17 protein-coding genes are annotated in these 19746 nt (G+C 67.0%); 10 read left to right on the top strand and 7 right to left on the bottom strand.

Features of this window, described 5'->3' with window-relative positions; translation table 11 throughout:
- Nucleotides 1-3: 3 nt before the first annotated feature.
- From CD928_RS09690 to CD928_RS09680, 3 genes are read right to left on the bottom strand one after another with little or no spacing between them, the layout of a single operon-like run.
- Nucleotides 4-672 (bottom strand): TadE/TadG family type IV pilus assembly protein, encoded by a 669-nt coding sequence (locus CD928_RS09690; protein WP_095386876.1) that lies wholly within the window; start codon nucleotides 670-672, stop codon nucleotides 4-6.
- Nucleotides 669-1265, bottom strand: a complete 597-nt coding sequence (locus tag CD928_RS09685) for a TadE/TadG family type IV pilus assembly protein (RefSeq protein ID WP_095386875.1) — start codon at nucleotides 1263-1265, stop codon at nucleotides 669-671. The genes CD928_RS09690 and CD928_RS09685 overlap by 4 nt, the downstream gene beginning before the upstream one ends.
- Nucleotides 1262-3202 carry a TadE/TadG family type IV pilus assembly protein gene (locus CD928_RS09680; RefSeq protein WP_095386874.1) on the bottom strand — a complete coding sequence of 647 codons (1941 nt, stop codon included), beginning with the start codon at nucleotides 3200-3202 and terminating at the stop codon, nucleotides 1262-1264. The genes CD928_RS09685 and CD928_RS09680 overlap by 4 nt, the downstream gene beginning before the upstream one ends.
- A 210-nt stretch (nucleotides 3203-3412) precedes the next feature.
- Here CD928_RS09680 and CD928_RS09675 point away from each other — a divergent pair, with 210 nt between their 5' ends.
- From CD928_RS09675 to CD928_RS09650, 6 genes are all read left to right on the top strand, one after another.
- Complete coding sequence (locus tag CD928_RS09675) at nucleotides 3413-4165, top strand: 16S rRNA (uracil(1498)-N(3))-methyltransferase (RefSeq protein WP_095386873.1); 753 nt, start codon at nucleotides 3413-3415, stop codon at nucleotides 4163-4165.
- A gap of 92 nt (nucleotides 4166-4257) precedes the next feature.
- The gene (locus tag CD928_RS09670; protein WP_095386872.1) at nucleotides 4258-6189 is read left to right on the top strand and encodes a proprotein convertase P-domain-containing protein; all 1932 of its coding nucleotides are present in this window, start codon (nucleotides 4258-4260) and stop codon (nucleotides 6187-6189) included.
- 40 nt (nucleotides 6190-6229) lie between these two features.
- Nucleotides 6230-7603: a glutamate--cysteine ligase gene (locus CD928_RS09665; RefSeq protein ID WP_095386871.1), complete on the top strand. Its 1374-nt coding sequence runs from the start codon at nucleotides 6230-6232 to the stop codon at nucleotides 7601-7603.
- A gap of 255 nt (nucleotides 7604-7858) precedes the next feature.
- Nucleotides 7859-8500, top strand: coding sequence for a 50S ribosomal protein L25/general stress protein Ctc (locus CD928_RS09660; RefSeq protein WP_095386870.1), 642 nt, complete (start codon nucleotides 7859-7861; stop codon nucleotides 8498-8500).
- Between the two features lie 145 nt (nucleotides 8501-8645).
- On the top strand, nucleotides 8646-9215 hold the full coding sequence (gene pth / locus CD928_RS09655; protein ID WP_095386869.1) for an aminoacyl-tRNA hydrolase: 570 nt from the start codon (nucleotides 8646-8648) through the stop codon (nucleotides 9213-9215).
- Nucleotides 9212-9622, top strand: a complete 411-nt coding sequence (locus CD928_RS09650; protein WP_095386868.1) for a GNAT family acetyltransferase — start codon at nucleotides 9212-9214, stop codon at nucleotides 9620-9622. Before pth ends, CD928_RS09650 begins: the two co-directional genes overlap by 4 nt.
- Before the next feature lie 18 nt (nucleotides 9623-9640).
- Here the strand turns inward: CD928_RS09650 and CD928_RS09645 are convergent, their stop codons facing one another.
- Nucleotides 9641-10303 (bottom strand): CAP domain-containing protein, encoded by a 663-nt coding sequence (locus tag CD928_RS09645; RefSeq protein ID WP_095386867.1) that lies wholly within the window; start codon nucleotides 10301-10303, stop codon nucleotides 9641-9643.
- A gap of 201 nt (nucleotides 10304-10504) precedes the next feature.
- On the opposite strand from CD928_RS09645, the gene CD928_RS09640 reads away from it, so the two are divergent.
- A complete protein-coding gene (locus CD928_RS09640; protein ID WP_095386866.1) occupies nucleotides 10505-12379 on the top strand; it encodes a PhoX family phosphatase in 1875 nt (624 codons plus the stop codon).
- 72 nt (nucleotides 12380-12451) lie between these two features.
- Complete coding sequence (gene ychF, locus CD928_RS09635; RefSeq protein WP_095386865.1) at nucleotides 12452-13549, top strand: redox-regulated ATPase YchF; 1098 nt, start codon at nucleotides 12452-12454, stop codon at nucleotides 13547-13549.
- Between the two features lie 382 nt (nucleotides 13550-13931).
- On the opposite strand, the gene CD928_RS09630 is transcribed toward ychF, so the two are convergent.
- Nucleotides 13932-14333, bottom strand: coding sequence for a MerR family transcriptional regulator (locus CD928_RS09630; protein ID WP_095386864.1), 402 nt, complete (start codon nucleotides 14331-14333; stop codon nucleotides 13932-13934).
- A gap of 41 nt (nucleotides 14334-14374) precedes the next feature.
- Between CD928_RS09630 and CD928_RS09625 the strand changes: the two genes are divergently transcribed.
- The gene (locus CD928_RS09625; RefSeq protein WP_095386863.1) at nucleotides 14375-15112 is read left to right on the top strand and encodes a glutaredoxin family protein; all 738 of its coding nucleotides are present in this window, start codon (nucleotides 14375-14377) and stop codon (nucleotides 15110-15112) included.
- An 83-nt stretch (nucleotides 15113-15195) separates the two neighbouring features.
- Here the strand turns inward: CD928_RS09625 and CD928_RS09620 are convergent, their stop codons facing one another.
- Nucleotides 15196-16218, bottom strand: coding sequence for a DUF2167 domain-containing protein (locus tag CD928_RS09620; protein WP_095386862.1), 1023 nt, complete (start codon nucleotides 16216-16218; stop codon nucleotides 15196-15198).
- Between the two features lie 159 nt (nucleotides 16219-16377).
- Between CD928_RS09620 and CD928_RS09615 the strand changes: the two genes are divergently transcribed.
- Nucleotides 16378-17946, top strand: a complete 1569-nt coding sequence (locus CD928_RS09615) for an alkaline phosphatase (protein WP_095386861.1) — start codon at nucleotides 16378-16380, stop codon at nucleotides 17944-17946.
- A 149-nt stretch (nucleotides 17947-18095) separates the two neighbouring features.
- Here the strand turns inward: CD928_RS09615 and CD928_RS09610 are convergent, their stop codons facing one another.
- A complete protein-coding gene (locus CD928_RS09610; RefSeq protein ID WP_095386860.1) occupies nucleotides 18096-19703 on the bottom strand; it encodes a M20/M25/M40 family metallo-hydrolase in 1608 nt (535 codons plus the stop codon).
- Nucleotides 19704-19746 lie beyond the last annotated feature (43 nt).

Raw genomic sequence — 19746 nt, 5'->3', positions numbered from 1 at the left:
GCCTCAGGAACAGGTGGCCGCGGTCGCCGCGGGCGAGGGGTTATAGACCTGCGCCAAATCGCGCGCTTCGCGGATGTTGAACGCGGCGGTCGACCGGATCGTCTTGGCGCCCAGCCACTTGCCGTAGAGAAGCGGCTGATATTCATAGACGATTTCGACGAACATCACCGCCGTACCCGCCGCCGCGGTGACTTCGCGGCCGCGGGCGCCCATGCCGGGGAAGTCCGTCCCATCCTGGCCGTCGCCCTCTTCGCCATAGCTCGAATCGGCGTTCAGCTCGCCGAAGCAACGCTGCCAGTGAATCCACTGCCCGCCGTCGCTGTTGCGCTCGAGGCTCGACAGGATGATCCGGCCGTGCTGCTGGAAATCGAGATTGCCGGCCTGCTTCTCGACCCCCGCGAAGACGTCATTGATGTCGGCTTCGCGTACCTGCGGCTGGGCGAGATTGCTGCCCGTGGCGATGCGCGAGGCATTGTCGGCGGTGTTGAGGCCAAGCTGGCTGATGCGCGTGGTGGTGAGCGTCAGGTTGGCGATTTCGAGGCCGCCGAACCCGACCAACACCAGAAAGGGGATGACGAACGCCATTTCGATGATCACGGCGGCGCGGATGTTCCGCGCGAAACGCACGATCACGGCGCGGACCCGCCGCCCGAGGAGCGCGTGCGCGGTCATGGGCAGCTGTCCGGATTGGCGTCGGATCCGGTGGCGAACGGCTGGTTGCGCAGCACCGTCGAATAGGACAGCGTCGTCGATTGCGGCTGGCCGAGCATCCGCCACACCGGCAGGACGCGGTCGAAGCTCATCGAGACGGTGTAGAGGGTGACGTCGTCGGCGCCGCCGTTGCCGTCGCGGCCGCGGTCGGGGTCCCATCGGCCGTTGCCGTTGCTGTCGTCATAGCATTCGCCGGCGTCATAGCTGCCGTTGCCGTTGGCGTCGGTATAGCGTTCTTCGATGCCGACCTGCTCGAACCGGTCGTATGATTTGCGGCTGAAGCGGACGTCGGCGTTCCGGAACACGCGGCGCACCTGGTCGCTGACGCGCGTATCGAGGGCGGTTTGACTGTCCGCATAGGTTTCGAGCGTCGAATCGCGCGCGGCCTCGCTGACCGCGCCCTGCAGCACCTGCTGCGCGTACATCTGCCACGAATAGTCGAATATGCCCATCAGGACGAGCAGGAAGATCGGCGCCGTCAGCGCGAACTCGACCATCGCGATGGCGCGCTCATCGCAGCGAAGGCGCCGCAGGAGAGCAGCCAGGCGCGTCACTGCGACAGCCTCAGCTTCGAGATCTGGCGCGCGATCGCCTGGAAATTCTCGTTCAGTTCCTCCGAGTCGTCGGCTTCATAGGCCTGCCCCGAGGAAGCGCATTTGTTGAGGTTGCTGTTGCTGCCGACGCCGAAGGAGACGACCCAGATGGTGATGCCGCGGTCGCGCGCGGCCTTGCACAGCTGCACGAAGCGATTGTTGTGGCGCGCGATGGCATTGTCGTCGCTGGTCGCCCCGATGCGCTGCATCGTCGATTCATTGCCTTGATGCGACAGGTTGGATCGCGGCGTCATCATGTCGCCGTCGGTCATGAAGATGATGTGACGGCTGATCGGTCGGCCGTTGTCGGCGGTCGCATTCTCGCTCTTGAACAGACCGGTCGGCGACATCAGCCGCGCGCCCCACGCCATGCCGGCGTCGTGATAGGTATAGCCCTTGGGCTGCAGCGAGTTGATATAGTTCGCGAAGGTGCCCGCATCGGCTTTGGTCATCACGGTCAGGTTCATCGCCGGCACCGGGCACGCGGCATAATCCCCGCCCTTTTCGACGAAATTCTTGTAATCGCTCGACGAGGTGAACTCGCCCTTCTGACCGCGATCGAAGGTGACGGCGGGCAGGAACAATTTCCATTTGGTGTCATCGGAGTCGTCGCCGACATTGGTCGGCTCCATGTCGATGTCCATGTCATAGGCTTCGGCGGGCGCGGTTTCGGTGGGGCCGAACGGCGTGGTATAGCGCTCGATGATACAGCCTTGCCAATAGGTCGAAATGTCGGTGCCGCCATCGCCGGTGTCCGACTTCAGGGCCTCGCCGAGTTTCGCCCGGCTGACGTCAAACGTGAAATCGATATATTGATATTTATTGTCGAAGACGTCCTTCTTCGTTTCGGTCACCGTGGTGGTATAGGTCCGCGTGAAATAGGAGTTCTTGTACCGCAGCCTGCACTTCTTGTTCGACCAGATATATTCCTGCTGGCCCCGGTAGATATAATCCTGTTCGGTGCGATAGGTCGTGACGCGCGTGTCGCCGCTTTCATAGACGCCGGTGCGGTTATAGTCGGGCGATCCGCTCGGGCGCGGGCTGTCCGCATCGGGAACCAGGGCTTCGCACTCCGACGAGTTCCGGATGCCCGACACGCTGCCCTTTTCGGTCGTCCAGTCGCGATCGGTGGTGATGGGCCCGTCCGTATATTCGTCGGAGACATCGGTCGTCGGATCGGCATATTCCTTGCGGAACACCGCCTTGCGCGACGGCAGCTTGTCCTTGTCCGACAACCAGTCGGGATTCTTCGCCATCAGGATACCGCCGACATTGACCGACGAGCTGTAGGGAACGACCCCGAACCGCAGGCGGCCGTCGCCGATGTCGGCATCGGTCAGCGTTCCGAAAAAGTCGATCGCCGCGGTGCGCAGCCCCTCGATCTTGGTCACCGTATCGTCGCCGTTGGCGCGCGACATCGACCCGGTCACGTCGAGCACCAGCATCACGTCGACGTTGGAAATCTCCAGCTTGGCGGTGCAGTTCACCGAAAGGTCGAACTCGCTCTTGCCGAATATGTACATCAAGGCCGTCGGCAGGATCGCGCTGGCGGTGCCGGTGACGTCCGACGCGCCCGACGCTTCCGAGGTGAAGCCGACGTCGTGGCTGCCGTAGCTGTCGGTCGGATAGTTGAAATTGAACATCTTGTCGGCTTCGGCCTGGGCGACCGAATCATAGGTGCCGCCCGCCATCGCGCGGCGCCCGGCGAGCACGCCGGCGTCGCACGCCTGCTGCAGGCGCAGCTCGGCCATATAGGCGCGGCCGATATCGACCGCCGAACCGACGAAGCCGATCAGCGGCACGACCGCCGCGGCGGTCAGGAACATGGCGTTGCCGCGCTGATCGCGAAGCAGCTTCCTCGCGCCCTGCCGGAAACGACGGATGATGGTCCCTCGCATGGTCTCTCACACCCCCCTGGGGCCAGGCACGCGGCCCACTCAGATGCGTGGCTGGCACCCTGCACCTAAGCCCGAACTGCTTACCAAAACGCTAATCGCAGGGGAGCGCCGAGGGGGTGTCGGCGGGCAAATCCGACCCGAATCGGGACAGAAGCGCGATGCGCCCCGCCCCGCTGGGCAAAGCGCCGCGCGTCGGCTATCCCGCTCGCCATGCCCGCGACACCCGCCTGGCCGCCCGCCAGCACGCCCCGCCTGTTCATCGATCGGCCGCTCGGCTCCGAAAGCACGCCCGTGATCGACGGGCCTGCGGCGCATTATCTGCTCAACGTCATGCGCGCGAAGATCGGCGACCCGCTGCTCCTCTTCGACAATCGCAGCGGCGAATGGCTCGCCAGCGTCGCCGAGGCGGGCAAGCGGTCGCTGACCGTCCGTATCGAGCGGCAGACGCGCCCGCTCGAACGCGTGCCCGACCTCTGGCTCTGCTTCGCGCCGGTCAAGAAGGCGCGGCTCGACTGGATCATCGAAAAGGCGACCGAGCTCGGCATCGCCCGCCTTCAGCCGGTGATCACCGAACGCACCATCGTCGAGCGGGTCAAGCGCGAGCGGCTCGAGGCGCAGATCGTCGAGGCGTGCGAGCAATGCGGCCGCACCGCGCTCCCCGAGCTTGCCGAACCGGTGAAGCTGCCGCAGCTCCTGACGAGCTGGCCGCGGGATCGCGCGCTGCTCTTCGCCGACGAGGCCGGCGGCGCGCCGCTCGCCGCGGCCGACGCGCCCGCCCCCGCCGCGATCCTGACCGGGCCCGAAGGCGGCTTCACGATGCGTGAGCGCGAGGCGCTGCTCGCCGCGCCCGCGGTGCGCCGCATCGCGCTCGGCCCGCGCATCCTTCGCGCCGAAACCGCCGCGATCGCCGCAGTCGGCATCTGGATGGCGGCGCACGGCGACTGGCGGGACGATCGTCCTTAACCCGCCGTTAGCCATGCCGCGGCTATGGCGGCGTAATGATGCGGCGGGACCAGAGCCGATATCGCCGGCGTGGGGGCTGGCGGGGACAGATCATGCGGGCCGCGACGGCGCTCGCCTGGCTGGCGATGATGCTCGTCCCCGCGCCCGCGGCCGCGCAGACCATTTCGACCTACAGCAACAGCACGGGCGGCGCGATCAACGCCTCGACCCCCTGCTCGTCGCCGCTCATCCGCAATTTCAGCGTCGGCGGCGGCGTGACGGTCGCCGACGTCGATCTCGGCGTGCTCGCGACGCACAGCTGGCGCGGCGATATCCGGATCACCCTGCAGTCGCCTGCGGGCACGCGCGTCCAGCTCGTCGACGGCGACACCGGAAATCTCCAGGGCAATAATTTCAACGTCCGGCTCGACGATGACGCGGCGCAGACGGTCAACACCGACGGCAACAACGCCAATCATTCGACCTCGGCGCCGCCCTATCAGAATGTCTTCCGCCCCAACGCGCCGCTGTCGGCGTTCAACGGCGAGAATGGCGCGGGGACGTGGCGGCTCGAGATCTGCGACCAGTTCCCCTCGGCCGACAACGGCAATTTCGTGCGCGCCGACCTCACGCTGACCAGCCTGCCCGCCAACAATGCCGACCTGTCGCTCGCCAAGAGCGTCAGCACCGCCTCGCCGACCGCGGGCGCGAGCATCAGCTATGTCCTGAGCGTCACCAACGCCGCCGCCTCGCCGGCCACCGCGACCGGGGTTTCGGTGCTCGACCCGCTTCCCGCGGGCTTCACCTTCATGGGCGCATCGGGCTTCGGCAGCTATGACGCCGCGACCGGCGTGTGGAGCGTCGGCAGCGTTCCGCCGGGCGCTACCCGCACGCTGACGATCAGCGGCAGCGTCAATGCGAGCGCGGGCGCGACGGTCGTCAACAGCGCCGAAATATCGGCCTCCTCCGCTCCCGACAGCGATTCGACACCGGGCAACGGCGGCGCGGGCGAGGACGACCAGGCAAGCGCGAGCTTCACCGTCTCGGGCAGCCGCACGGCCGGTACGCCGCCCGCGCTCACCTGCCCCGCGGGCAGCACGATTTTCGACTGGGACGGCATCGCCTGGAGCGCGGGCACGACGAGCGGCAGCACCGCGCTCGCCGGCATCGGCACCGCGAGCCTGTCGATCGGCATCAGCGGGGGCAGCTTCCTGAGCAACGCCACCTATGGCGGCCAGTCCCCAACGCGCCAGAATGTCGTGACCGGCGGGCTGGCCCCCGCGCAATATTCGCTGTTCGAGATCGTCGATTTCACCAGCCAGACGGGCAGCGTCACCTCGACGATCACCCTTCCCGTCGCGGTCCCCGGCGCGCAGTTCCGGCTGTTCGACATCGATTATGCCGCCGGCCAGTTCGCCGACCGCGTCACCGTCACCGGCAGCTACGGCGGCGTCACCGTCTATCCCATACTCACCAACGGCGCCGCCAATTACGTCATCGGCAACAGCGCCTATGGCGACACCCTGTCGGCCGACAACGAGGCGGCGGGCAATGTCGTCGTCACCTTCGCCTCCCCGGTCGACACGATCACCATCGATTACGGCAGCCACGGTCTCGCCCCCGCGAACCCGGGCCAGCAGGGCATGGCGATCCACGACATCAGCTTCTGCCGCCCGACGACGACCCTGACGATCGCCAAGACGAGCAGCGTCGTCAGCGATCCGGTCAACGGCACCGCGAACCCCAAGGCGATTCCCGGCGCGACGATGCGCTATTGCCTGCTCGTCACCAATAGCGGCGGCGCGAGCGCGAGCGCGGTCAGCGTCGCCGACGCGCTTCCCGCGACGCTCGCTTTCGTCCCCGGCTCGCTGCGCAGCGGAACGAGCTGCGCGGGCGCGACGACGGTCGAGGACGACAACGCCAGCGGCGGCGACGAGAGCGACCCCTTCGGCGCCTCGCGCAGCGGCGCGAACATCGCCGCCTCCACCGCGACGCTCGCCCCGTCGGCGAGCATGGCGATTATCTTCGACGTCCTCGTCAACTGACCACTGGTCAGACGCCTCGCCGCACCCTAAATGCTCGCGCATGAGCACGCGGACGGTTTCAGATCAAAACGATCCCATCATCGAAAGCCGCGACCAGCTCGCGGCCCCCATGGCCAAGGGCGAAAAGCCGCGCGAAGCGTGGCGGATCGGCACCGAGCACGAGAAATTCGTCTATCGCACCGGCGACCACCGCGCCCCCTCCTACGACGAGCCCGGCGGCATTCGCGACCTCCTGATGGCGCTCACCCGCTATGGCTGGGAACCGGTTTATGAAGGCGGGAACGTCATCGCGCTTTCGGGCAGCGACGGCGCGATCAGCCTCGAACCCGCGGGGCAGCTCGAACTGTCGGGCGCCCCGCTCGAAAATCTCCACCAGACCTGCGCCGAGACCGGCCGCCATCTGAAGCAGGTGAAGGAAATCGGCGCCGAGCTCGGGCTCGGCTTCCTCGGCCTCGGCATGTGGCCCGACAAGAGCCGCGACGACCTGCCGCGCATGCCCAAGGGGCGCTACAAGATCATGCTCGAGCATATGCCGCGCGTCGGCACGATGGGGCTCGACATGATGCTGCGCACCTGCACGATCCAGACCAACCTCGACTATGCGAGTGAGGCTGACATGGTGCAGAAATTCCGCGTTTCCCTGGCGCTCCAGCCGCTCGCGACCGCGCTGTTCGCCGCCTCGCCCTTCACCGACGGCAAGCCCAACGGCTATATGTCGTACCGCAGCCATATCTGGACCGACACCGACCCAGCGCGCACCGGCATGCTCCCCTTCGTGTTCGAGGACGGGTTCGGCTATGATCGCTATGTCGACTATATGCTCGACGTGCCGATGTATTTCGTCTTTCGCGACGGGAAATATATCGACGCCGCGGGGCAAAGCTTCCGCTCCTTCCTGAAGGGCGAGCTTCCCGCGCTCCCCGGCGAGTTGCCGCGCCTCTCCGACTGGACCGACCATCTCTCGACCGCCTTTCCCGAGGTGCGGCTCAAGAGCTTCCTCGAAATGCGCGGCGCCGACGGCGGCCCGTGGAACCGCATCTGCGCGCTCCCGGCCTTGTGGGTCGGCCTGCTCTACGACCAGGGTGCGCTCGACGCCGCCTGGGATCTGGTCAAGGGCTGGAGCATCGAGGAACAGCAGGCGCTGCGCGACGCGGTGCCGCGGGACGGCCTCTGCGCCCCCGCGCCCGGCGGCGGCACCGTCGGCGACCTCGCGCACAAGGTGCTCGACATCGCCGCGGCGGGCCTCGCGGCGCGCGGCGAGGTCAATTCGATGGGCGACAACGAGGTCGGCTTCCTCGAGCCGCTGCGCCGCATCGCCAAGAGCGGCAAGTCCCCCGCGCACGACCTCCTCGACCGCTACGAGGGACCCTGGGCGCACGACCTGTCGCACCTCTACGACGAGCTCAGCTTCTGAAGGCTTTCCCCGGCCCCTCCCGCAAGCGGGAGGGGCAGCGAGACTTGCGAGCTTGCTCGCTAGTCGCAGCGGGGTGGGCGATCGCAACGCCGCGGGCCCACCCCCGGCCCCTCCCGCCTGCGGGAGGGGAGAGCCGCCGGCCCCATTCCGCCCATGCCCTTGCATTTTCGCGCGGCGCCCGCTATGCGCCCGCGCTTCCGCCATGGTCATCCCTGGAGGCGTGGCGGACCGTGTAATCTGTTTCGGAGAAAAATGATGAGCGACCAGCTGGTGCTGTCGGCCGAGACGCGCGAACGCGGAGGCAAGGGAGCCTCGCGTGAACTGCGTCGTGAGGGCCGCGTCCCCGCCGTTGTCTATGGCGGCAAAGAAGAACCCCTGATGATCCACGTCGAGGAAAAGCTGCTGATGAAGCAGCTGATGACGGGTCACTTCATGAACTCGGTCGTGATGATCGACGTCGGCGGCAAGCAGATCCGCACGCTGCCCAAGGACGTCGCCTTCCACCCGGTGAAGGACCGCCCGATCCACGCCGACTTCCTGCGCATCGCCAAGGATGCCAAGGTCCAGGTCGCGGTTCCGGTGATCTTCCAGAATGAGGAAGCCTCGCCGGGCCTGAAGCGCGGCGGCGTGCTGAACATCGTCCGTCACGAGCTGGAACTCGTCTGCGAAGCGGACAAGATCCCCGACGAGATCGCGATCGACGTCACCGGCTTCGATGTCGGCGATTCGATCCACATCAGCAATGTCACGCTGCCCAAGGGTGCCGAAAGCGCGATCACCGATCGCGATTTCACCATCGCCACCATCGTCGCCCCGTCGGCGCTCAAGTCGAGCGACGGCGACACGACGAAGGACGAGGGTGAAGGCGAAGCTGCCGAAGGCGGCGAAGAAGCCTGATCACCAAGCTCTAGCCCCTCCCCTTCAGGGGAGGGGTTGGGGTGGGGTTTCGCGGGGCCGCGCAGGGGTCGAATACCCACCCCGCTGCACCCCGGACTTGATCCGGGGCTCGCCGCCCCTCCCCTGAAGCGGAGGGGTTTTTCATATGCAGCTCTGGGTCGGCCTCGGCAATCCCGGGCCTCAATATGCGATGCACCGCCACAATGTCGGCTTCATGGCGGTCGACGTCATCGCCGACATGCACGGCTTCGGCGCCCCTGCGAAGAAGTTCCAGGGCTGGCTGCAGGACGGCCGCATCGGCCGCGAGCGCGTGCTGATCCTCAAACCCGCGACCTTCATGAACGAAAGCGGCCGCAGCGTGCGCGCGGCGATGGATTTCTACAAGCTGACGCCGCGGGACGTCACCGCCTTTTACGACGAGCTCGACCTCACCCCGATGAAGGTGAAGGTGAAGCGCGGCGGCGGCGCGGCGGGGCACAATGGCATCCGCAGCATGATCGCGCATATCGGCGACGATTTCCGCCGCGTGCGGATCGGCATCGGCCATCCGGGGCACAAGGACCGGGTGACCGGCCACGTGCTCGGCAATTACCACAAGAGCGAGGTCGAGCCGCTGACCGACCTCCTGGGCGCGATCGCCGCCGAGGCGCCGTGGCTCGCCGAGGGCGACGATGTGCGGTTCCAGAACGATCTGGCGCTGAGGCTCCAGCCGTGACCGGGGTGCGCCCCGCCACGGCGGGCGACGCCGAAGCGGCGATCGGGGTCTGGCAGGCGTGCGGGCTGACGCGCCCGTGGAACGAGCCGCGCGCCGATTTCGCGCGCGCGCTGGACCATGACGCCGCGACGATCCTGGTCGCCGAACGCGAGGCGAAGATTATCGGCACGGTCATGGCGGGCTTCGACGGCCATCGCGGCTGGATCTATTATCTGGGCGTGCTGCCCGATCATCAGGGCTCCGGGATCGCGCGGCGCCTGCTCGACGCGGCGTGCGACTGGCTGCGCGAACGCGGCTGTCCCAAGGTCGAGCTGATGCTGCGCGACGGCAATCCCGCGGCGGGATTCTACGCGCACCTCGATTGGGAATTGCAGCCGGTGAAGGTCTTCGCGCGGTGGCTGGCTTAGCGGGGCACCGCCCCGCCGCTAGGGCGCCGCGCGGTCGCGCCTGGGTGGCGGCGGCGCGCTGCCGTCGGGGGTTTCGGACAGCTCGATGACGCACATGCTCCGCCATCTCGGATGCGGGCCGCAGGCGACCCCCGCATAGCGATAGCGCGCCGAAAGCAGCTCGAAGCGATGACCGCGCCCGGGAACGCCGTCGTCGACGAGCAATTGGCGGATCACCGATTCGGGGTCGCTATGGCCATAGGTGATGACCTCGCTGACATAGCGGCCGCCACCCCGCGCGACGAGCCGCGCGGCGGGATCGCGGCCCCGCGAATAATGCCCCACCTCTCCCGAGCGCGACTGTGCCGCGACATGGTCAGCCGCCGCCAGCGCGAGCAGCCGCCCCTCGCGGAGGCGCGGCAGCGGATCGGCACGGCGCAGGGCCGCGACCGCCTCATCGACGGGGCGCACGCCTTCGCGGGTCTGGAAATCGGACTCGCCGTCCTCGCCATAGACGATCAGCCCGTCGAACCGGTCGCGATAGTCGAGGAGCGATTCGCTATAATCCCCCGGATCGGCGTGCATCGCGTTGAGCTCGTCGAGCACCGCCGCCTCGAACGACGACGCGCCGCCGGTCGCGACGAGCAGGATGAGCAGTGCAGCAAGCGGCCGCGATAGGGCCTTGTTGATGAGCGGGCGCATTTGTCCGCCCTATGCCGCCGAGGATGAACCCACCGCAACGCCCGGTTTCCATGGCCGGCGCAACAATTTCGTCATCGATGATCCGCCCAACTGACGCGGTCGGGCAACGCCCCTGCAATGCGCGCCCGGCAAGGCGCGTCGGGTGGACGCGAAGGGAGTCCTTCCTTCGCCCTGTCCAGCGCAACCAGAAAAGGGGACTGCATGTCATATCTGACCGACGAGGCGCGCGCGCCGTACCGCCGCGCGACCGACGATTTGAACGGGCCGGACAGCCTGGAAGCCATCGTCGGGGAAAATCCCTCGCGCCGCTCGATCCTGCGAAACGGCCTGTTCGGCCTGTCGGTGCTGCCCGCGGCGGCGCTCGCGGCGTGCGGAGACGAGAGCGGCCCCACGGTCACCGTTCCGCCGACCCCCACGCCCTCGCCGACGCCGACCCCGACTCCGACGCCCGCCAGCTATGCGGTCACCTTCGCCTCGGTGGCGGCGAACCAGGACGACAAGGTCACCGTTCCCGCGGGCTATTCGGTCGAGGTGCTGCTGAAGGCCGGCGATTCGATCGAGGCCGGCGCGCCCTATTCGGGCAACTATCCGAGCGCCGCGGTCGCCGAGAAATGGGCCGGGGGCAACCACGACGGCATGGAATATTTCGCGCTGCCGGGCATCGATGCGAACACCAACGGCCTGCTCGCGATGAATTTCGAACTTCCCGACTTCAACATCCTGATGGCGGGATCCTATGACGCGGCGAGCGCGTCGGCCGAGCAGAAGGCGATCGCGCTGTCCGCGGTCGGGGTCGGGGTCGTCGAGGTCGTCAAGGGCGGCGACGGCATATGGGGCGTCCGCCAGGGGTCGACCTATAACAAGCGCTACACCGGCAACAGCAGCTATCGCGCGGGCGGTCCCGCCGCCGGGCTGCTGTCGGGGACGATCAAGGGCATGCTCAACAATTGCTCGAGCGGCCGAACTCCGTGGGGCACCTATCTGACCTGCGAGGAAACGACCGACAATTATCTCGATCCGACCCGGCCCGAACGCGATTATGGCTGGGTGGTCGAGATCGACCCGCTGCGCGAACTCGCGGCACCCACCAAGCGCACCGCGATGGGCCGCTTCAACCATGAGAATGTCGCCTTCATGGCCAGCGGCGACAATCGCGTCGCCTTTTACATGGGCGACGATTCGACGCCGGGGTGCATCTATAAATTCGTCCCCGACCGGGCGTTCAGCCCTTCGAACCGCGCGGCCAACACCGAATTGCTCGATTATGGCACGCTCTATGTCGCGCGCTTCAACGGCGACGGCACGGGCGAATGGCGGGCGCTGACGGTCGGGCAGAACGGCCTTGTCGCGGGCGCGTCCGACCCCGGCAACGTCAGCCAGAGCACGACCCCGCCGACGCCGGCCAGCGTCGATTTCAACACCCAGGCCGACGTGCTGATCGAGTGCCAGTCGGCCGCGCGGGTCGCGGGCGGCACCGTGATGGACCGCCCGGAATGGATCACGGTCGCGCCCGACAACAAGGCGGTGTTCGTCACGCTGACCAACAACAGCGGCCGCAAGGTCACCGACGCGATGAACCCGCGCGTCGCCAACCTGCACGGCCATATCATCAAGTTCCGCGAGGACAGCGATTCGCCGCTGGCGACCAAGTTCAGCTGGGAAATCTTCCTGCTCGGCGGCGATCCCTCGCTGGCGGCCGGCGGCAGCAACCTGGTCGGCAACATCAACGGCGACACTTTCTCGAGCCCCGATGGCCTGCGGATCGACCCGCAGGGGCGCCTCTGGGTCCAGACCGACCATAGCGTCCCCGGCAATTCGGGCGTCGCCGGCACCTCGATCGACGCGGCCTTCGGCCATAATGCGATGTTCTATCTCGACCAGGCGACCAAGGAATCGAAGCGCTTCCTGGTCGGGCCCAAGGGGTGCGAGATCACCGGGCTCGCCTACACGCCCGACCTCACGACCTTCTTCGTGAACATCCAGCATCCGACCGGCGACTGGCCGGTGGCGGGCGAGGCGCCGCGGTCCTCGACCATCGTGGTCCGGCGAACGGACAGCGCGCCCGTCGGCAAGTGATCCGACGCACTGGAAAAGGCCCGTCCCTGTCGCTAAGGGGCGGGCCTGTTTCCAGTTCGATCGGATGATTTCATGGGTTTCAAATGCGGGATCGTCGGGCTGCCCAACGTGGGCAAGTCCACCCTGTTCAACGCGCTGACCGAGACGCAGGCGGCGCAGGCGGCCAACTATCCCTTCTGCACGATCGAGCCGAATATCGGCAATGTCGCGGTCCCCGACGACCGGCTCGACAAGCTCGCCGCGATCGCGGGCAGCCAGAAGATCATCCCGACCCAGCTCGCCTTCGTCGATATCGCCGGGCTGGTGCGCGGCGCGTCGAAGGGCGAGGGGCTCGGCAACCAGTTCCTCGGCAACATCCGCGAGGTCGACGCGATCGTCCACGTCCTGCGCTGTTTCGAGGACGACGATATCCAGCATGTCGAGAATAAGGTCGATCCCGTCGCCGACGCCGAGACGGTCGAGACCGAATTGCTGCTGTCCGACCTCGAAAGCCTCGAGAAGCGCGTTCCGGCCTTCGCGAAGAAGGCGACCGGCGGCGACAAGGAAGCCAAGGCCGCGGCCTCGGTGCTCGGCCAGGCGCTCGACCTCTTGCGCGCCGGCAAGCCCGCGCGGCTGACCGAGCCCAAGGATATCGAGGAAGAGCGCATCCTGAAACAGGCGCAGCTCCTCACCACCAAGCCCGTCCTCTATGTCTGCAACGTCGAGGAAGCCAAGGCCGCGACCGGCAACGCGCACAGCGAAGCCGTCTTCGCGCGCGCCAGGGCCGAGGGCGCGCAGGCGGTGATCGTCTCGGCGGCGATCGAGAGCGAGCTGGTCGGCATGGAGGCCGACGAGCGGATGCTGTTCCTCGAGGAAATGGGGCTGCATGAAACCGGGCTCGCGCGCGTGATCCGCGCGGGGTACGAGTTGCTCCACCTTTTGACCTTCTTCACCGTCGGCCCGAAGGAGGCGCGCGCCTGGACCGTCCACAAGGGCGCGAGCGCGCCCGAAGCGGCGGGCGAGATCCACAGCGATTTTCAGAAGGGCTTCATCCGCGCCGAAACGATCGCCTTCGACGATTATGTCGGACTGGGCGGCGAAGCCAAGGCGCGCGAGGCGGGCAAGCTGCGCGCCGAGGGCAAGGGCTATGTGGTGCAGGACGGGGATGTGATGCACTTCCTGCACAGCTGATCGGGCTTTTTGAGGCCGGTGGCGGCTTTGGGGTGGATTTGAGCCATTCCCTTTTAGGGAGGGGTTAGGGGTGGGTGCGCGAGCGGAGCGAGCCCGCAAAAGAACGCCGCCTTCGGCGGCTACCCACCCCCAGCCCCTCCCTAAAAGGGAGGGGAGAAGCTATGGCCGAAACCGGCCGGAAGCTGACGATCCTCCCTGTCGCGCAGCGATGGGGAGGTGGCAGCGGCGTAGCCGCTGACGGAGGGGCCGAGCGCGCAGCGCTCGCTGCGCTCGCGGCCCCTCCACCATCCTTCAGATGGTCCCCCTCCCCACGGCTTCGCCGCAGGGAGGATCTTATGGCCGCAACGCGGCCGAAAGCCGCCCCTCGGAACGCCTCGAAAGCCTACGGCTCAAACGCCGCCAGAATCGGGCACGGTCCCTTGTCGCTTGCCGCGCATTGATCAGCCAGGCGCGCGAGCGCGGCGCGGGCTTCTGCCATCTGCGCGATCTTTTCATCGAGCGCCGCGATACGCTGCCGCGCGAGGAACCGTACGCGAACGCGGTCGTCGCTTTCCTCGAGCGCGAGCAGTTCCGAAATCTCGTCGAGCGTGAAGCCTGCCGCCTGGGCGGCGCGAATGAACTTCAGACGCCTGAGGTCGTTGTCGTCATAGCGGCGGATGCCGCCGCGCCAGCCGTCGCCGCCGCTTCGCACCGGCGTGCCGAGCAAGCCGCGGCGCTGGTAATAGCGGATCGTTTCGACCCCGACCCCGCCCGCGGCCGCCAGTTTGCCGATGGTGAACTGCATCGCTTGACTCCGTACCATGGTACGGATGCTATAGGGAAAGCATGACGAAACAGGCAATCCTCCATCGCATGGTCATGCCCGACCATATCTGTCCCTATGGCCTGAAGGCCAAGCATCTGCTGACAAGCCGCGGCTTCGCGGTCGACGACCGATGGCTGACGACGCGCGCCGAAACCGACGCCTTCAAGGCCGAGCATGGCGTCAAGACGACGCCGCAGACCTTCATCGACGGGGTGCGCATCGGCGGCTACGACGATCTGCGCCGCCATTTCGGGCTGAAGGTCGCCGATCCCGACGCGACGAGCTACACGCCCGTCATCGCGCTGTTCGCCATGACCGCGCTGATGGCGCTCGCCGCCAGCTTCGCGGTCGAAGGCGATGCCTTCACCATCCGGGCCGCCGAATGGTTCATCTCGTTCAGCATGATCGTGCTCGCGCTGCTGAAGCTGCAGGACGTCGACAAGTTCGCGACGATGTTCCTGAACTACGACCTGCTCGCGCGCCGCTGGGTGCCCTATGCGAGCATCTATCCCTTTGCCGAGGGCCTTGCGGGCGTGCTGATGACCGCGCACGCCCTGCCCTGGCTGTCGATTCCGGTCGCCCTCTTCATCGGCGGGATCGGCGCGGTGTCGGTGTTCAAGGCGGTCTATGTCGACAGGCGCGACATCAAATGCGCCTGCGTCGGCGGCAGCAGCAAGGTGCCGCTGGGCTTCGTCTCGCTGACCGAGAATCTGATGATGATCGCGATGGCGCTCTGGATGCTGCCGACGCTGGTGTGACGGTGCGGGCGTTCGCCAGCCCCCCTGGCCTCGCAACCCCCCGCCCCGTCCCTCGCCGTTCGCGAGGGACGGGGCGAAAGCCATCAGCCCTTGGTTTCGTCGTCCGGCTCGTCGGCCCGCGCCTCGGGCGCTTCCCATTCCGACACCTCGAGCGCCGGCTTGCGCCCGAACAGGCGGCCGATGCGGTTGCGCAGCGCGGCGAAGGCGGCGATGATCGCGATGATGATGATCTTGCCGAATTTGGCGAAGATCGCGAGCAGGCCGACCTTTTTCAGCGCCACCGCGCCCGCGCCCGCGGCGACCAGCCCGGCGAGGCCATATTCGGCCTTCTTGTCCATCGAAGGGTCGAAGTCGGCGTAGCGCGCGCCCGAGCGGAAGCTGCCGACCTGCGCGAAGGTCTTCGCGGCCTCGTGCACCTCGCCGAGCTGACCCATCCCCGCGATGATGTTCATGCTGAGCACCCCCGAGCGGCCGAGCAGCCGGATGTCGTAGTTGAGCGTATCCTGCGACGTCCCGTCGAACTTGATATCGCGCGCCCAGACGAGCGAATGTTTCGCGGCGTCATAGGTCGGCGCCTGCGCCCAGCTCTGGACGATGCCGGCGGGATAGCCCTGCGCGCGAACGTCGTCGGCCTGTTCCTCGTCGCTCTTCTTCATGTCGGCGAGCAGCGCGTCATAGTCGATCGTCTTCGCATCGTCGTCCGAGACATAGCCCGATTGTTCGAAGGTGATCACCGCCGACCAGGTGTCGTCGACGAAGCTCTTGCCCTTCGGAAAGACCATGCCGAGCACATTGTCGGCGGCGTCGGGCGGATTGCGCCAGATATCGACGAGGATCGAGCGCGACTGGTCGGGGCCGACGAAATAATATTGGTCGCCGAGGACGAGGTCGGCCTTCGCCTCGTCGATCGGGATCGTCCCCGTCTGGCGCTTCAGCGAGGCGAGCAGCTTTTCGGCGGTGGCCTGCTGCTGCGCGAGGGCAGCCTGCTCCGCCGCGCCGGCGCTCGCGGCGGGCGCGGCCGCGTGAAGCATGGTCGCGGGCAGGGCGGTGATCGCAAGCGCCGCGGCCAAGGCGAGCGCACTGGTCCTATCGAACGGTCTTTTCATCGATTTCCCCCCGGTTGATCGCGAAAGTCTTCCAGACGCACGTCGCGATGGCAAGCCGCAAAATCAGGCGGGCGCCGCGGGCAATGGGCATCACCGCCACGCTGGGCTATGCCGCTCCGCGCCGAGTCGAAGTCTCGGTGCCAGCCCGCAGGAGCCGCCATGGTCAGCCGCCGCTTGTTTCTCGCCACCGCCACTCTCGCCGGCCTGTCGGCGCCCGCGATCCTGCGCGCCGAGGGCGGGCTGTTCCGCGACTTCCCGTTCAGCCTCGGCGTCGCGGCGGGGGACCCGTCGAGCGACGGCTTCGTCATCTGGACCCGCCTCGCCCCCGAACCGATGGCGCCGCACGGCGGCATGCCGCTCGCGCCAGTGCCCGTCGACTGGGAGGTCGCGAGCGATGGGGGCTTTCGTGACATCGTGGCCAAGGGCACCGAACTCGCGCATCCCGAACTGGCGCACAGCGTCCATGTCGAGGTCGCGGGACTGCAGCCCGACCGGCCCTATTATTATCGCTTCACCGCCGCCGGCGAGCGCAGCCTGCGCGGCCGCGCGCGGACGCTTCCGGCCGTCGGCGCGCGCGTCGATGCGCTGAAATTCGGGGTCTGCGGCTGCCAGCATTTCGAATCGGGCTTCTTCGGCGCCTACCGCCATCTGGCGCGCGAAGACCTTGCCTTCGTCTATCATTATGGCGACTTCATCTATGAATATAGCCAGGACTATCTGTTCACCGACGGGCTGCCGAGCCGGCCGGTGCGCCAGAACGCGTTCCGCAACCTGATCGACCTTTCCGACTTCCGCACCGCCTACAGCCAGCAGCTCGGCGACATCGACCTGCAGGCGGCGCGCTGCAGCCACGCCTTTCTGTCGAGCTTCGACGATCACGAGATCCGCAACGACTGGGTGTCGGACCGCGACAACTGGAAACTCGGTCTCGATGCCGAAGACCCCGACGCGCCGCCGCCCGAGGTGTTCATGCTCAAGAAGCAGGCGGCGATGCAGGCGTGGTACGAGCATATGCCGGTGCGCCGCGCGCTGCTGCCGCGCGGCGGCATGGTCGCGCTCAACCGCGAACTGCGCTTTGGCGATCTGATGTCGATGCAATTGCTCGACACGCGGCAGTACCGCAGCGACCAGCCGTGCGGCGACGGCTTCAAGCCCGCCTGCGCGCAAGTCTTCGACAAGCAGGCGCAGGTGCTCGGCAAGGCGCAGGAGGATTGGCTCGCGCACAATCTGGGCGAAGGCGGCGCGACGTGGAACGCGATCGCGCAGCAGGTGACGATGATGTCGCTCGACCGGCGGCGCTTTCCCGACGAGCCCAAGAAGATCCTCAACCTCGACAGCTGGGCGGGTTACGAGGCGCCGCGCGAGCGAATGCTCGCGCGCCTCGGCGGGGTGAAGAACGCGGTCGTGCTGACCGGCGACGAGCATCAGAATTTCTGCGGCGATCTGGTTCTAAAGGACAAGGTCGTCGCCGGCGAATTCGTCGGCACCTCGATTTCGAGCGGCGGCGACGGCAGCGACAAGCGCAAGGGCACCGACGAGTGGCTGGCGCTCAACCCCGAACTCAAATTCGCCAACGACCAGCGCGGCTATCTCGTCTGCGACGTGGGGCGCGAGGCGTGGCAGACGCATTTCATGGTCGTCGACAAGGTGACGACGCCGGTGAACAATCTGTCGAAGCGCGCGACGGGGGTGGTCGAAAATGGCGTCGCGGGGATCAAGATGTCGTAGCAAGAATTAAGCCCCTCCCCTTCAGGGGAGGGCAGCGAGACTTGCCAGCTTGCTGGCTTAGTCGCAGCGGGTGGGGTCCATCGGCCTTTGCGCAAGGGTTCGAGACCCCACCCCAACCCCTCCCCTGAAGGGGAGGGGCTTATCAGGTCTCACTCATTAGGATCCTTGTATTTGAACGGATCATAGGCCGAGGGCTGGCTCGGCACCGGGAAGCGCGGCAGCGTCTTGTCGCTGTTCGCCGAGGCGAGCAGCATGCCCGCCATCACCACCGACGCCTGGCGCAAATCCTCGGCCTTCAGATGGTCGTAGGTGTCGGCGCTGCTGTGGTGGGTGCGCGATCCGTAATCGAGCGGGTCCTGGATGAACTGATAGCCGGGAACCCCGACCGACTGCATGAAGACATGGTCGGTGCCGCCCGTGGTCGCGGCGACGACGCGGCCCGCGCCGAGGCTGGCGTAAGGCGCGAGCCATTCCTTGAGCAGCGGCACCGCGGCGACATTGCCCTCGGCATAGATGCCGCGCAGCTTGCCCGAGCCATTGTCCATGTTGAAATAGGCCTTGAGGTCGTAATAGCCGGGCTTGGGCGTGATCGGATAGCGGTTCGGCCAGCCGTAATAGAGGAGGTTGCCGTCCTCGCCCTCCGCCGGGCCGGGGCGCGAGGCGAGATATTTGTCGACATAGGCGAGGCTGCCGAGCAGCCCCTGCTCCTCGCCGCTCCACAGCACGAAGCGGATCGTGCGCTTCGGCCGGACGCCGAGCGCCTTGATGATCCGCGCCGCCTCCATCACCACCGCGCTGCCCGCGGCATTGTCGGTCGCGCCGTCGGCGGCGACCCAGCTGTCGAAATGCGCGCCCGCCATCACATAGCCCGCCTTGGGGTCGGTGCCGGGGATTTCGGCGATGATGTTGTACGCCCTGGTGTCGCTGTCGTCGAAGCGGACGTTGCTGTCGATCTCGAGCTGGGGCGCCGAACCCGACTTGGCGAGGCGCGCCAGGCGGCGATAATCCTCGGCCGCCAGCTCGATCCCCGGCAGGGTGAGCGTGTGCCCGGCGCGGTAATTATAACCCTCGCCATGCACCAGCTTGCCGTCGCGATACGATTGGCGCACCCAGGCGACCGCGCCCTCGGCCTTCAGAAAGGCGTCGAGCTTTTCGGGAAAGGTGACGCGATCGAGGCGGCGGTTGAGCGCCTCGGGGTCGTATTTGGGCTGGCGGAACGCCTCGAGCTTCTCGAAATCGTCGCCATCGAGGCGCCGGAACGCGGGCTTGTCGGGTTCGCTGCCGTCGGCGGGAAGCGAGACGAGCACGATCTTGCCCGCCAGCTTGCCGCGCCATTCGGCGAAATTCTCTTCCTTCGACATCGGCGCGACGATGATCGGCGCCGAGATCGCGCCGTTCGTCGGCGGCGTCCAGGCGACGGGAATCGCGGTGAGCGCAAGCGGGCGCGGGCTCGTCATGCGCGCGCTGACCGAGACGATTTCCCACCCGCGGCCGAATTCGAAGCCGTCGCGGCGGACGTTGGAGAGACCCCAGCCGTTGAACTTGTCGAGCGCCCATTGCTCGGCGCGGCGCATCCCCGGCGAGTTGGTGAGGCGCGGACCGAGCCCGTCGGTCATTTCCTGCGCGATCACCATCACCTGGCTGTGGTTCATCCCCTGATCGATGATGCCGTTGGCGTCGTCGGCCTTCTGCGCCCCCGCCGGCGCTGCGACGAGCGCCGCCCCCGCCATCATCATGGCGACCAAAGTCTTTTTCATTTCTGGCTTCCCCTTTTTGCGATGGGAACCGGTGCACCATCCA

The organism is Sphingopyxis sp. GW247-27LB, from assembly GCF_002277025.1.
Lineage (GTDB): Bacteria > Pseudomonadota > Alphaproteobacteria > Sphingomonadales > Sphingomonadaceae > Sphingopyxis.
Note: the sequence above shows the minus strand (reverse complement) of the source record. Positions and strands in the feature narration are given on the sequence as shown.

Coding starts and splice junctions, on each gene's coding strand:
- CD928_RS09690 (WP_095386876.1), bottom strand. CDS start 672: ATGACCGCGCACGCGCTCCTCGGGCGGCGGGTCCGCGCCGTGATCGTG.
- CD928_RS09680 (WP_095386874.1), bottom strand. CDS start 3,202: ATGCGAGGGACCATCATCCGTCGTTTCCGGCAGGGCGCGAGGAAGCTG.
- CD928_RS09675 (WP_095386873.1), top strand. CDS start 3,413: ATGCCCGCGACACCCGCCTGGCCGCCCGCCAGCACGCCCCGCCTGTTC.
- CD928_RS09670 (WP_095386872.1), top strand. CDS start 4,258: ATGCGGGCCGCGACGGCGCTCGCCTGGCTGGCGATGATGCTCGTCCCC.
- CD928_RS09665 (WP_095386871.1), top strand. CDS start 6,230: ATGAGCACGCGGACGGTTTCAGATCAAAACGATCCCATCATCGAAAGC.
- CD928_RS09660 (WP_095386870.1), top strand. CDS start 7,859: ATGAGCGACCAGCTGGTGCTGTCGGCCGAGACGCGCGAACGCGGAGGC.
- pth (WP_095386869.1), top strand. CDS start 8,646: ATGCAGCTCTGGGTCGGCCTCGGCAATCCCGGGCCTCAATATGCGATG.
- CD928_RS09645 (WP_095386867.1), bottom strand. CDS start 10,303: ATGCGCCCGCTCATCAACAAGGCCCTATCGCGGCCGCTTGCTGCACTG.
- CD928_RS09640 (WP_095386866.1), top strand. CDS start 10,505: ATGTCATATCTGACCGACGAGGCGCGCGCGCCGTACCGCCGCGCGACC.
- ychF (WP_095386865.1), top strand. CDS start 12,452: ATGGGTTTCAAATGCGGGATCGTCGGGCTGCCCAACGTGGGCAAGTCC.
- CD928_RS09630 (WP_095386864.1), bottom strand. CDS start 14,333: ATGCAGTTCACCATCGGCAAACTGGCGGCCGCGGGCGGGGTCGGGGTC.
- CD928_RS09625 (WP_095386863.1), top strand. CDS start 14,375: ATGACGAAACAGGCAATCCTCCATCGCATGGTCATGCCCGACCATATC.
- CD928_RS09620 (WP_095386862.1), bottom strand. CDS start 16,218: ATGAAAAGACCGTTCGATAGGACCAGTGCGCTCGCCTTGGCCGCGGCG.
- CD928_RS09615 (WP_095386861.1), top strand. CDS start 16,378: ATGGTCAGCCGCCGCTTGTTTCTCGCCACCGCCACTCTCGCCGGCCTG.
- CD928_RS09610 (WP_095386860.1), bottom strand. CDS start 19,703: ATGAAAAAGACTTTGGTCGCCATGATGATGGCGGGGGCGGCGCTCGTC.